A 13,286-nucleotide genomic window follows, 5' to 3' on the forward strand; every position below is an offset into this window, starting at 1 on the left:
CCCTTAATTGATCGTTCCTTTTGTTGATGGAATCTCATCTGGCGCCAACTGGTTGATTGCCACTGCATCTCCTAAAGCACGACCAAAGCCTTTAAAGCAGGCCTCTACGATGTGGTGGCTGTTCTTGCCGGCTATTTGGTGTAAATGGATAGTCGCGCCTAACTCACGTGCAAAGGCGATGAAAAATTCTTCGACCAGCTCCGTGTCAAACTGCTGTCCGATTTTTTCTGTCGGAATATCCAGCTCAACCACTGCCATTCCGCGGCCGCTGATATCGATCGCCGACATTACTAAGGCCTCATCCATCGGTAAAAGCATACTGCCGTAGCGTTTGATGCCGCGACGTTCGCCGAGACTCTCAGAAAAAGCCCGACCGATCGCGATCGCCACATCCTCTGTCGTATGGTGAGCATCTACTTCAATATCGCCATCACAAACCAGCTCAAGATCAAAACGGCCATGCCGAACAAATAATTCCAACATATGATCCAAAAAGCCTACACCTGTCTTGATTGTTTGTATCCCTGTGCCGTCAACTGTCAATGCCAACTGAATCTTTGTTTCGGATGTATTGCGCGTCACTTCCGCTTTTCTCATGCGTCCACCTCTTCTAATATAGTCATCAAAGCCGCTACCAGTTGTTCCATCTGTTCTTGTGTACCCACTGTAATCCGAAGATAATCTTTTGTCCGAGGCTGATTGAACCAACGGACTAAAATTTTCTTTTCTCTTAAAGCGGTGAATAGAGTTTCACCTGATATTTTCGGGTGCTTCGCAAATAGAAAGTTTCCCTGACTGTTTGTTTGTTCAAAGTCTAATTTATTCAGCTCTTGCTTGCTCCACTCTCGGACTTGGATCGTTTCTTGAATCTTCTGATCCACGTATTCCTGCTCCTGCAAGACAGCTCCACCAGCGGCTTGGGTTAAGCTATTGACGTTGTATGGATTCAGACTGAACCGCAAACGATTCATATCCGCAATTAATTCGACATTCCCAACACCAAATCCCAAGCGTGCTCCTGCCAATTGGCGAGATTTTGAAAAAGTTCCTACGACTAGCAAGTTCGAATAGCGATCGATCAAAGAAACCATTGATTCGCCTCCAAAATCGATATAGGCCTCATCCACAACCACTAACCGATCAGGATGCCGCTCGATAAACTCACAAATTTCAGCTTGTGCTAGCTGAATTCCCGTGGGTGCGTTCGGATTGGCGAAAATCACCGTTCCTGATAGTTCATCATAGTCCTTTAGCTCAAGGGAAAAATCATCTTGCAAAGGAACGATCTGCGCATCCACTTGATACAATCCGCTATAAACCTTATAGAAGCCATAGGTTACGTCAGGAAAAGCAATGCCTTTTTCTGTAAAGCCCTGAAAAATATATGAGAGCACTTCATCACTGCCATTTCCAAGAAAAAGCTGTTCTTTCTTCACACCCAAATATTTTGCCAGTGGATTTGCGACATCCTCGACCGCAATATCTGAATAACGATTTAAGCTATGTGAAGCTTCAGACACTGCCTTTTGAACGGCTGGAGCGGGCGGGTAAGGACTCTCATTAGTATTCAATTTAATGTATTCCTGTTCATTGACTTGTTCACCCGGTGTATACGGAGTTAGATTCTGATATTTTTGATTTAAAAATGTCATTTCTTTTCCTCCCTGCGTACTTTCATGGAGCGGGCGTGACCCATCAGGTCTTCTGTTTCCGCAAATAGTTCCACTCCTGAAGCGACTTCATTCATAGCCTCTTGCGTATAGTAAAGGTAACTGCTCTTCTTAATAAAATCATCCACAGACAGCGGCGAATAGAAACGCGCGGTTCCTTCTGTTGGTAAAGTGTGATTCGGTCCCGCAAAATAATCCCCTAAAACTTCTGGTGTGTAGTGACCTAAAAAGACACTGCCAGCATTTTCAACTTTTCCTAACAAAGCAAACGGCTCCGCCACAGATAGCTCTAAATGTTCCGGTGCGATTTGATTGGAGATCGAAACAGCTTCCACTAAATCTTTTACCAAAATAATCTTACCATTGCTTTCAATGGCTGCCTCAGCAATCTCTTTACGCGGCAATTCGGCTAACTGCTGCTCTAATTCTGCCTGAACTTGTTCGATCAATGTTTCTTCGGTCGTTACCAAAATCGCCTGCGCCAATTTATCGTGCTCTGCCTGTGCCAGCAGATCAGCTGCGATCCAACGCGGATTCGCTGTGTCATCTGCCACAATCAAAACATCACTAGGTCCTGCGATCATATCGATATCAACTTCGCCATACACCATGCGCTTCGCTGTTGCTACATAAATATTTCCCGGTCCTACGATTTTATCGACTTTTGGAATTGTCTCTGTTCCGTAGGCAAGCGCCGCTACACCATGAGCCCCGCCGACTTTATAGATTTCGTCTACACCAGCGATCGACGCTGCCGCTAAGATTGCAGCAGGAACATTTCCTTCACTATCTGTTGGAGTCATCATTACAATCTTCTTCACACCAGCGATCTTTGCTGGCAATACATCCATCAAAACAGTGCTGGGATACGCCGCCGTTCCGCCGGGCACGTATACCCCGACACGAGCTAATGGCAAGATTCGTTGTCCCATCACAACGCCACTTTCCTCAGTTGAGACAAAGCCTTGACGGACTTGTTTTTTATGGAAAGCTAGAATGTTTTCCTTTGACTGCTCCATCACTTTTAGTAATTCCGGTGAAACTGCCTGCAAAGCTGCATCGATCTCAGCTTTACTGACTGTTAGCGAATCTAAAGTAACATGATCGATCTCTTCGATTAACTGATAAAGTGCCTGATCACCATCAGTTCGCACCCGCTGAATGATTTTTTTTACGACATCCGAAACATCCGGTGTTTCAGAAAAATCACGTGCCAGAATATCGTTTAATGTGTCTTTTTCAGTCGAATAAACTCTCATAGTTGCTTCCTCACCTTCTCGATTACCTTTTGAATTCGTTCTTGTTTAAAGCGCCATGTCGCATTGTTGATAATTAAACGGGCAGAAGAAGGCGCGATTTCTTGAATGACCTTCAAATCATTTTCTTTTAAAGTAGTTCCTGTTTCGACGATATCAACGATTACATCGGACAACCCTAATAATGGCGCCAACTCGATCGAACCGTGCAGGTGAATCAATTCCACGGAGCGTCCAAGTCCTTCATAGAACTCGCGAGTGATTGTCGGGTATTTAGTTGATACACGCAGGGGTCGAGAGAAATCTTCTTCAAAATCATTGTGTGCCGCCACTGCTAATTTACAGACACCCATATGCAGATCTAAAAATTCGATTACCTCCGCTTTGCTTTCTAATAAAATGTCCTTTCCAACAACACCGATATCCGCTGCTCCATGCTCCACATAGATCGCCACATCACTGGGCTTCACTAAAAAGAAGCGCAGCTTGTTGTTCTCGTCGGTAAAAATCAGCTTGCGATTGTCTTCAAATACTCCCTCTGCTGCCACACCAGCTTTGGTAAAGAGCTCATACACCGCATCCCCCATACGTCCTTTTGGCAGCGCGATATTTAAATATTCCGAGCTTTGAGTATCATCTGGAAGCTTTTGTCCGACGTGATTCAACTTCATGCCGAAACCGATCGCTCCTTGATCTTTTCCTTGACGACTCATCAAACGATCATAGCGGCCTCCGTAAAGAATCGTTTCCCGTGCTTCTTTAATGAAACCTTGGAACAATAATCCACTATAGTAATCCGCATCATTCATGATGGAAAAATCTAAGCGCAGCCGAATTTTTTCAGACAATTGTTCTTCCTGCATGGCTTTGTATAATTGTTTCAGTTCTTCCAAACCAGCCTGCGCTTCGGGATAAGACGCTAATAAGACTTTGGCACGCTGATACTTCGTTTCAAAATCTCCTGACATTCGTACTAGTTTGGCTAAATTATCCGATTCTTCCTGAGATAATCCAGCCTTTGTTGTCAGCTCGTCCATGCCGTGAGAACTTTTATCCCGCAGACAATCCAGTACCTTTTGACGATCCTCAACTGGAAAACGATCACAAATACCGTTAATTATCCCCATATGAGAAAGATCCAACGTTCCTTCACCGACTTGAGCCAAACTTTCCCAAGCCAGCTTTAATACTTCTAGCTGATCGTCCCACGTTATCTCATCAATGATCTCTAAACCGATTTGATAAATCTTTTGATACTCGCCAGCTTGACGGTCATGACGATAGACATCTTCCACATAGTACACTTTCCGCGCCTCACCAGCGGGCGTGTTTTTTGCGATCGATAACGTCACATCGGGTTTCAAAGCCATTGTTCGTCCGTCATTCCCAGTAAAGGTAATAATAGAAGAATTCCGTAAAAAGTTATAGCTTTGTTGATAATTTCCGTATTCTTCGAAGTTATTTAGGTGATAAGGATGAAAATGATGCTGAGTATATAACTTTCTTAGCTTCAATTCGATTTGTTCCTCTGGTCTCAGTACTTTCCATAATTCTTCCAAACTTATCACTCCTAATTCATTTTTATGTATTTAATTTTCTTTACAGAAAATTAAGTCTGATTTTCATCACCTATATCATCCAACTAAACTCTTCGAATCATGGTTAGTGGCTGATTGATACGGTCTTTCTTTACTGACACTTGTTAAACTCGCAAAGTTGGACTGACATCCTAATTCGTTTTTGAGTAAATTTTTCAAAATTGAAAAATTGTGTCTGGTTTTCATTTCATATACCAGTTTCATTGAAAAATCCTTAGTGTTTTCTAACAATATTAATTGTTTTGCCATAAATTAGCAATGGTAATCTGTGAAAGAACCCACATTTAGAAAAATTTGCGAAAAAAATCTGATATACTTTTGGGTATATAAAATGAAAAAGCGAGGGGATGCGAATGTTTCAAAAATTGGGTGAGAAATATCGAAAGTTGGATTTGTTGCTGAGGAAAAAGGTGCATCTTTATTTATTGCTACTTTTAGCGGCGTTCATGATTACTTCAATAGTATTAAATGTTTACAGAAACCAGCCTTTGTTTTCTAATCTTGATACTGGCTTTACTATGTTCTGGGTTTACATAGTTGGTTATCTTGCTTCCCGGATACCTAATAGAAATGGTTGGCGATTTCTATTTTGTTTTATTCTGAATTTTATTCCTTTATTGATTGAGAGTATTGTTCAGAAAAGTATCGTAGATTACACCTCAATCATCATAATAGCTGTGGTAGCAGGATTCTTAGGTAGTGTCTCCTTCCTTTGTTTGTTTACCCTGTTTAATAAAAGCTATCAGGAGGGAGATTCGAACAATGGCTCAACGAAATCTTAAACGAAAGTATTTCAGTAATGATTTTCTTATTTTGAGTTTAGCTGTTGGAACACTTCTCTTTAACTGGTTGCGAGACCTTTTCATAAACGGCTGGTCACTAAAAAGTGCCTTTAACATCCTCATCGTGTTACTGTTCTTGGTTTGCTCCTATGTTATTGAAATGAAAACAAGCTTATCAAATAAGTTCCGAATACTATTTTATTTCCTATACTTTTTTGTCATCGGGACATTTGCGTCGGCAGTCATTCATCAGAACCAGCTAAACGGCCAAATGATTTTCCTTTACATTTTTCTATCTTTCATTGGCAGTCTGGCCTGGCTATTCATCTGTAAACAATTAAAGACAAAAAAATAAGCTGCAGCCCAATTGATGGTTCTGCAGCTTATTCTTCATTTTTCGGCTTCAACACATCTTGCCACTCGCTCATTTGATCGATGAACTTTTTACTCTTTAGATGTAAGCCGATATATTCTTCATACAGTTGATCCAGCGTTTGCCGGATCGCTTTTTTTGTTTCAGGCTTCAAATTGATCGTGTTGATATTCTCATAGGTTACACTGTTAAACAAGCGGATAAAATAAATTGCACGCGGATCGGCATGATAGCGATGCTGGTCTAAATGCCAGTGATCCTGACAAAGCACGCCATTATACTTCGAGGAGAAATCGAAGGCGCCTGTTTTCTTTCCACAGACTCCGCAGGCTTGCCAGTTCAAGGATATACCAAAGCGCTGCATGATCTGAACTTCAAAGATATTCATGATCGTCTCACCATCGGCACCGTCATTCATTCGCTGCAGTGCCTCGCGTGTAAATCCATAGAGTGCTGGATCATATATGTGGTCTTCAATCGCCGCATCAGTTAAACCTAGAATGTAGGAGCCATAAGCATTCAGAAAAATATCCTCCTGCAGCTTTCGCATAGGCCGAACATCCTTCGCGCTATTCAAAAAAGAAAGTCCGTCAGTTTTCAAATTCCCGATGAAGACCGCTTCCGTAAATGGCTGAACCGCCGTCTGTAATGGATTATTCGGTCGATGGATGCCTTTAGCGAAAAACATCACCTTGCCTGCTGATTCAGTAAAAATCTTGATTAGCTTGTCTTTCTCCTTGTAATCGCGACTGAATAAAATGAGTCCCTTTGTTTCTCCAACCTGTGCCATCTATATTCACCTCTCTTCGATAAGAAAAAGGGTTGTGGACTACCGCCACACCCTTTTTTAAATGAAAGGTGTCTAAAACACCTTAAAATTGTTAATAATCGTCTTTGCGATAGCCGTAATCTTGCAGATACGTCTGCTTGTCACGCCAATCCTTTTGGACCTTAACCCAAAGCTCTAGATAAACTTTATCGGCTAAAAGGGTCTCAATATCTTTACGGGCTTGTGTACCGATATTTTTCAGCATCTTACCGCCTTTTCCAATGATAATCCCTTTTTGACTCGTACGTTCCACGATGATCGTTGCTTGGATGTGAACCTTGTCATTCTCATCTCGCTTCATGGATTCGGTCACGACCGCTACTGAATGGGGTACTTCATCGCGAGTTAGACTCAATACCTTCTCACGGATTAACTCGGATACGATAAAGTATTCTGGGTGATCCGTGATTTGATCCTCTGGGAAATACTGCGGACCTTCATCCATTTGGTCAACTAACACCTCTAGCAGGTGCTCCACATTATTGCCTTCCGTCGCTGAGATCGGGATGATCTCTTTGAACTTCATGATTGAGCGGTAATCATCAATGATCGCCAGCAGCTCATCTGGATGAATGGTGTCAATTTTATTGATGATTAAGTAAACGGGAACATCTTGTTTGCTCAAGCGTTCTAAAATAAAATCATCACCACGTCCACGCTTTTGATCAGCACTGACCATAAACATGATCGCATCGACTTCACGCAACGCGCTGTATGCCATTTCCACCATGTAGTCCCCTAAGCGATGTTTAGGCTTGTGGATGCCGGGAGTATCAATGAAAATAATTTGCGCTTCCGGTGTCGTGTATACACCTTGAATTTTATTTCTCGTAGTTTGAGCCTTATCACTCATAATCGCAATCTTTTGCCCTACGATACGGTTCAGTAGTGTTGATTTCCCTACATTGGGTCGACCAACAATTGCCACAAAACCAGATTTATGTTCTGTCATGTAAAAATTCCCTTCTGATAACTAAAGAAAAAGCTCAATAATTTTTGGTAAAAAGATAATCACTCCAACGATTATCGCAAACACTGAAGTCACTAAGACCGCACCGGCTGCCATATCCTTGATTTTTTTTCCGATTGGATGGAAATGGCAATCCGTCACCATATCCACGACATTTTCGAATACCGTGTTGATGATCTCCACGATCCAGACAAGAAAAACCGCTAGAAAAATCCATAGCCATTCCACCACAGAAACACCTAGCAAAAACGCGACAAGAATAGCCATCAATCCAAAAGCTACATGGGCACGCATATTACGCTCTTCTTCAAAAACCGTCTTGATTCCTTGAATCGCGAATTCTAAGGAAGTGACAAAATGTTTATTCTTTTCTGTCTTATCTTTTGAGTCCATAGGCATCTAATATCTCTTTCTGTAGACCAAACATCTCTTTTTCATCCTCAGGTGTCATATGGTCGTACCCATTGATATGTAAAAAACCATGTACGGCTAAAAAACCTAATTCACGATCAAAACTATGCCCATATTCCTCTGCTTGTTCAGCGGCCCGTTCTGTAGAGATCATGATATCGCCTAAGTTCCGCGGCATCGGATCTTCTTCATCCATGATGATCGGAACTTCGTCTTCACCTTCTTCTTCCAGTGCAAAGCTGATCACGTCAGTCGGTGCATCCTTGCCGCGATAATCACGATTGATAACTTGGATTGCGGCATTATCCATGAAAGTAACGGACATTTCTGTATCCTTCGGCAGCTCTAAGTAGTCAGCCGCAAATTGTAGTACACCATCAATTTCTTGAATTTTTTCATCAGAGACTTGCTCTGTTTCGTCAATAAAAGTAATATCCATTACTCTGCCCCTTTTTTCTCTTGCTCTTCTTTCATTTTCTCAGCCTCTGATTGCATTTTCGGATACTTGATCCTTGTATGGAAAGTCGAGCCTAATCCACTGATCAAGGATTTTTCAACAATGCGTATTTCCTTTAATGTCAAACCAGAATCATCGAGTTGACCATCATTGATCCGTTCTTCAATCAGATTATGAACAAACTCTGTAATTTTATCGATTGATGGATGATCCATCGCCCGCACCGCTGCCTCACAACTGTCTGCGATATTCACGACCCCAGCTTCACGTGTTTGCGGTTTTGGACCCGGATAACGAAAATCGGCTTCCGTCGTTTCCGGATTTCGTTCTTTTGCTTTGATATAAAAGAATTTCATCAAAGTCGTGCCATGATGCTGATAACAAATATCGATCACCATTTGAGGCATCTTGTATTCTTTTAAAATTTTCGCCCCTTCAATCACGTGACCGAAGATGATCTGCTTACTATCCTCCGGCAATAGGAAATTATGAGGATTTTCAGCACCAGTCGGCAGATTTTCAACAAAGAAATTTGCATGACGGATCTTACCGATATCATGATAATAGCAAGCAACTCGTGTCAAAAGTGAACGACCACCGATCTCAGCCACTGCATTGGCACTCAAGTTTGCCACCATCATCGAATGATGATAGGTTCCTGGTGCTTCCTCTAACAATTGCTTCAGCAATGGATGGTTTGGATTACTCAACTCATTCAAGGTGATCACACCACTATCTGTCACCAAAATTTCAATGTACGGCTGAAGCCCCATCCCCATAATAAAGGACAGAATACTGGCAGCAAAAGCAGCTAGCAATAACGTCCATGTCTGCGAATCAGAAAAGGACATTCCTTGATAGATACTTAAAATGATTGACCAAGCGATCGGAAAGGCAACGACCCAAAGCATCGCTTGCTTTACTTGATCGGATAATCGTCTTTGCTTTACCATAACCGCTAACGTACCAGAGAATAGATACGTCATCAAAATGACTGGCAGCATATTCGTTCCGATGGCATTGTAATAAATAAACAACGCAAATACTGTTTGGAATACAGCCGACATCGCTCCTGCACGACGATTGACAAAGACTGTCAGGATCAATGGCATAAAGGCTGCTGGGAAGAACAACGCCAAGCTATTGGAGTTGCTGCCTTGGAAGGCCTGCAGTATCTTCATAATAAAGATACCGATGGTCATCGTTGCGCTATAGAACAAAATAAAGCGTACACGTTGAAATTCCACTTCAAATTGCCGACTATAGAACCATAACAGCACCCCTTGTAGAATGGTTGCCAAAACCATGGCAATTAATGGGAAAACAGACGTGCTTGAACTGGTCAAGCCCAATAGTTTCAATTTATTAATCGCGTTGGCATCAATTTGACTTCCTTCACGAACAATGACTTCACCTTGATAGATCATCACTGGCTGAACAGAATCACTGGCTTGCTCTTTTAGTTCATCCGTTCGCTTCTGATTTAAGGAATCATTAATCACGACTCCCTCTTCTAGCAAATATCGAATAGCTTGATTGGCCTCATCTGATAAGCCCAAGCCTTGAATCTTATCAATGGCTTGTTGCTTATACTCAGCCAGATCACTTTGACGGATTCGTTTCGCCATTTGTTCATCCAGCAGTTTCAGTGTTTCTGTTCCAACCTTCGTCAAATCAGACGAGCTCAGCTGTACGACTGCTTCATAAAACTCTTCAGGCAATTGTTGATAAAAGGTCACTGTATCTGGGTCTAACCCCTCAAAGTTCTTTTTGACAGCCGCTATGCGTTCATCGACAGTTGGCTGAGGAACCTTTTCACCATCTTTAGCCTGCGATACTTTGGTTTGATAGCTTTTATCTAGATCGCTATTGGCTGTTTTAATCAATTGAATTAATTGACTGACACGATCATGCTGAGTTTGAGCCAAATCCGCCTGATAGGTATATTCTGGCGTAACGGCTTCCGCAGCAAGCTGACGCTTTTGTGTTGTTTCAGCTTTATTTTCGATTGTTTTATTGGCACGGATACTCTCTGTGGCAACCTGACCTTCTTTGTAATCCACACTTTTTTGGATCACACTAGTCAGCATCGTCAAAACTAAAACAACGGTAAACGAGCCTATAATAATCGGTATTAATTTTGAACCTAACTTTTTCAGCAAGTTATTGATGGGTCGATTTAACATCCAATTCCCTCCTGACTACTTTTCTTGATGTCGTAGGTTCTCATGTTCATAAGCTTCGATAATCTCTGCAACGACAGGATGTCGAACAACATCTCCTGCCTCAAAGTTTACAAAACGAATTTTTTTAATTCCCTTTAACGTTCTCTCCGCATGAATCAGGCCGCTAACTTGTCCTCGCGGCAGATCCACCTGAGAAGTATCCCCATTGACGATCATCTTAGAATTAAACCCAAGACGCGTCAAAAACATCTTCATTTGCGAAATCGTCGTATTCTGCGCCTCGTCTAAAATGACAAAAGCATCATCAAGTGTACGTCCACGCATGTAAGCTAACGGAGCAATCTCGATCACTCCACGCTCTAATAAGCGATTCGTGTGTTCTACACCGAAAATTTGGTGCAAAGCATCATACATCGGACGCAAATAAGGATCAACCTTCTCCTTCAAATCCCCCGGTAAGAACCCTAAGCTTTCACCAGCTTCTACCGCTGGGCGCGTCAAAATAATCCGTTGAACCTCACCCTTTTTCAACGCGGCGATTGCCATAACGATTGCTAAATACGTTTTACCCGTTCCGGCTGGTCCAACGCCAAAAACTACGTCAGACTTGCGAATCGCTGCGATGTAGCGGCTTTGTCCGATGTTTTTTGGACGAATCGGCTTGCCATTACGGTCTTTCAGCAATTCTTCTTCATACATCATAACGAACTCGTCAAGGTGATTCTCACGACCTAAACGTAATGCCGTCATGACATCTGGTGTAGCTACCTTGATCCCACGATCAATCAAAATCTGTAACGTACGAATAATGTCCCCTACTAATTTCGCCTCTTCCTTCGGTCCAATGATCTGAATCATTTCACCGCGAGTGTTGATCGTTGTCTCTGTATTTTCTTCTAAAAATTTTACGTGTTTATCATGGGTACCTAAAAGCATACTGATGTCATCTTTGCCATCAAGCTTTATTTCTAACGACTCAAAATCGTTGCTATTCAACAAGCGCTCATCCCTTCATAAATCATTCCTTCTTATAATACCACACTCTAAATAAAAGAAAAATTGTCTAAACTTTCGCTAAAAAGCACAAAAGAACCCGATGAACAAATCAAAAATAAATTACTACTTTTATATTTGAATAAGCTTAACAACTATGTAATTCCCCCGCAGCAACGGCAGAGATAGTTCAATAATACAAAATTTGAAACATTTAATGACATAAGTTTATTTTGCTTTGACGAAAGCTTTTTTATTGGGTTATGAGTTTTAAACTCGACTTGCATACTACGACTAAATCCAGTGACTCGAGTTCTGTGAGCTGTTGAACCTTGATGGCAGCTAGCTCATTTTAAATGAATTCATTTTTCCAAGGGCGGGAAAAATGATTCTATTTTCGTACGCATACGATTCTGCTAAACTGCTTGTCCATTTATATTGTAAAAGCTGGTAACAAAAGCCCAAACTCGACAAACTGCAAAAAGCATAACTCACAAAAAAAGCCGAGAGAAATTTCTCTCGGCCTTCAATATTGCTTATTTGTTCAGAAGCTCCTTGACGATTGCGTTGACTTGATTGCCATCGGCTTTGCCTTTGACTTTCGGCATCACTGCCCCCATCACTTTACCAAATTCTTTTGGTGAAGTCGCTCCTGTTGTTGCAATTGCATCTGTAACGATCGCGCGGATCTCATCTTCGGAAAGCTGAGCCGGCAAGTATTTTTCAACAATTACGATTTCCTTTTTGACCTTATCAGCCAAATCGGTGCGATCAGCTTTTTCAAACTCAGTTAGAGAATCGCGTCGCTGTTTCATCTCGCGAGATAAGACAGTCAATTCTTCTTCGTCATTCAAGTCCTGACCTTTTTTGATCTGCTCATTTTGAATCGAAGCTTTAAGCATCCGGATCACTTGCAAAGTCTCTTTATCTTTTGCTCGCATCGCTTGCTTCATGTCTTCATTCAAGGTAGTAAGTAGTGACAATAGAATCACTCCGTTCACAGACTAGAATTTCTTACGTTTTCTAGCTGCTTCTGATTTTTTCTTACGTTTCACGCTTGGTTTTTCATAAAATTCACGTTTGCGAGATTCTTGCAGAGTCCCTGCTTTTGAAACGGAACGTTTGAAGCGACGAAGAGCATCGTCAAGAGATTCATTTTTACGAACCACTGTTTTTGACATGTAAATTCCCTCCCTCCGGGCTTGAAATGTAACCGTTTTTGTTATTGAAATGTGCTTTCAATAAACAAGACCGTCCATAAGTCATTATATCTAATGGGCTATTTTGAGTCAAGGTACTGAAGAATTTTAATTCTTAATTTATCCATTAACTTTTTGACATTTTTCACATCGCCCGTACAATTCAAAGCGGTGTCCTTCGATTTCACAGCCATCTAGTTGTTCTTTAAAAAAGTTCATCGGACACATATGGATCTCCTTTGTCGTGCCACAAACCGTGCAGATAAAGTGATGGTGATGCTCGAAATTTTCGCTACAGCTAAAGCGGAATTTCATCTCTCCCTGTAATTCGGTGTCTTCGATCAGACCGATTTCACAAAACTCTCTAAGATTGCGATATACGGTGTCATAGCTCAGCCCGGGAAATTGATTATTCAAGTGATCATAAACTTCGCGTGCTGAAACATATCGATTGGATTTGATCAAATAGTCTAATAAAGTCTCACGTTTTTTCGTATACTTAAAGCCATTTTCTTTTACCTTTGCCAAGGCCTTTTCTAATAAAGTCGTCTGAGTCATGTTA

General features: G+C 41.6%; 14 protein-coding genes. 1 reads left to right on the top strand and 13 read right to left on the bottom strand.

Annotated features, from left to right (window positions below; all coding sequences use genetic code 11):
- Window positions 1–3: 3 nt before the first annotated feature.
- The 4 genes from hisB to hisG are packed head-to-tail and all read right to left on the bottom strand — an operon-like array spanning window position 4 to window position 4,485.
- Complete coding sequence (hisB, locus tag AC4J95_RS02905) at window positions 4–597, bottom strand: imidazoleglycerol-phosphate dehydratase HisB (protein WP_494548539.1); 594 nt, start codon at window positions 595–597, stop codon at window positions 4–6.
- On the bottom strand, window positions 594–1,652 hold the full coding sequence (hisC, locus tag AC4J95_RS02910; RefSeq protein WP_494548540.1) for a histidinol-phosphate transaminase: 1,059 nt from the start codon (window positions 1,650–1,652) through the stop codon (window positions 594–596). The genes hisB and hisC overlap by 4 nt, the downstream gene beginning before the upstream one ends.
- Window positions 1,649–2,929, bottom strand: coding sequence for a histidinol dehydrogenase (hisD, locus tag AC4J95_RS02915; RefSeq protein WP_494548541.1), 1,281 nt, complete (start codon window positions 2,927–2,929; stop codon window positions 1,649–1,651). The genes hisC and hisD overlap by 4 nt, the downstream gene beginning before the upstream one ends.
- Window positions 2,926–4,485: an ATP phosphoribosyltransferase gene (gene hisG / locus AC4J95_RS02920; RefSeq protein WP_494548542.1), complete on the bottom strand. Its 1,560-nt coding sequence runs from the start codon at window positions 4,483–4,485 to the stop codon at window positions 2,926–2,928. The genes hisD and hisG overlap by 4 nt, the downstream gene beginning before the upstream one ends.
- Window positions 4,486–4,877: 392 nt before the next feature.
- Between hisG and AC4J95_RS02925 the strand changes: the two genes are divergently transcribed.
- The gene (locus AC4J95_RS02925; RefSeq protein WP_494548543.1) at window positions 4,878–5,306 is read left to right on the top strand and encodes a hypothetical protein; all 429 of its coding nucleotides are present in this window, start codon (window positions 4,878–4,880) and stop codon (window positions 5,304–5,306) included.
- Window positions 5,307–5,689: 383 nt separating this feature from the next.
- Here the strand turns inward: AC4J95_RS02925 and recO are convergent, their stop codons facing one another.
- From recO to AC4J95_RS02970, 9 genes are all read right to left on the bottom strand, one after another.
- The gene (gene recO / locus AC4J95_RS02930; RefSeq protein WP_316404373.1) at window positions 5,690–6,469 is read right to left on the bottom strand and encodes a DNA repair protein RecO; all 780 of its coding nucleotides are present in this window, start codon (window positions 6,467–6,469) and stop codon (window positions 5,690–5,692) included.
- Window positions 6,470–6,560: 91 nt separating this feature from the next.
- Window positions 6,561–7,460 (bottom strand): GTPase Era, encoded by a 900-nt coding sequence (gene era / locus AC4J95_RS02935; RefSeq protein WP_494548544.1) that lies wholly within the window; start codon window positions 7,458–7,460, stop codon window positions 6,561–6,563.
- A 21-nt stretch (window positions 7,461–7,481) separates the two neighbouring features.
- Window positions 7,482–7,877: a diacylglycerol kinase family protein gene (locus AC4J95_RS02940; protein WP_316404370.1), complete on the bottom strand. Its 396-nt coding sequence runs from the start codon at window positions 7,875–7,877 to the stop codon at window positions 7,482–7,484.
- Window positions 7,855–8,328, bottom strand: coding sequence for an rRNA maturation RNase YbeY (gene ybeY / locus AC4J95_RS02945; protein WP_494548545.1), 474 nt, complete (start codon window positions 8,326–8,328; stop codon window positions 7,855–7,857). Before ybeY ends, AC4J95_RS02940 begins: the two co-directional genes overlap by 23 nt.
- On the bottom strand, window positions 8,328–10,532 hold the full coding sequence (locus AC4J95_RS02950; protein WP_494548546.1) for an HD family phosphohydrolase: 2,205 nt from the start codon (window positions 10,530–10,532) through the stop codon (window positions 8,328–8,330). The genes ybeY and AC4J95_RS02950 overlap by 1 nt, the downstream gene beginning before the upstream one ends.
- Window positions 10,533–10,547: 15 nt before the next feature.
- On the bottom strand, window positions 10,548–11,468 hold the full coding sequence (locus tag AC4J95_RS02955; protein ID WP_316404383.1) for a PhoH family protein: 921 nt from the start codon (window positions 11,466–11,468) through the stop codon (window positions 10,548–10,550).
- Window positions 11,469–12,061: 593 nt separating this feature from the next.
- Window positions 12,062–12,508, bottom strand: coding sequence for a GatB/YqeY domain-containing protein (locus AC4J95_RS02960; RefSeq protein ID WP_316404364.1), 447 nt, complete (start codon window positions 12,506–12,508; stop codon window positions 12,062–12,064).
- A 21-nt stretch (window positions 12,509–12,529) separates the two neighbouring features.
- Window positions 12,530–12,706: a 30S ribosomal protein S21 gene (gene rpsU / locus AC4J95_RS02965; RefSeq protein WP_002356740.1), complete on the bottom strand. Its 177-nt coding sequence runs from the start codon at window positions 12,704–12,706 to the stop codon at window positions 12,530–12,532.
- Window positions 12,707–12,844: 138 nt separating this feature from the next.
- Window positions 12,845–13,282 carry a Fur family transcriptional regulator gene (locus AC4J95_RS02970; protein WP_316404288.1) on the bottom strand — a complete coding sequence of 146 codons (438 nt, stop codon included), beginning with the start codon at window positions 13,280–13,282 and terminating at the stop codon, window positions 12,845–12,847.
- Between the last annotated feature and the right edge of the window lie 4 nt (window positions 13,283–13,286).

The sequence above is a fragment of the Enterococcus sp. GPZ-007 genome, from assembly GCF_059374735.1.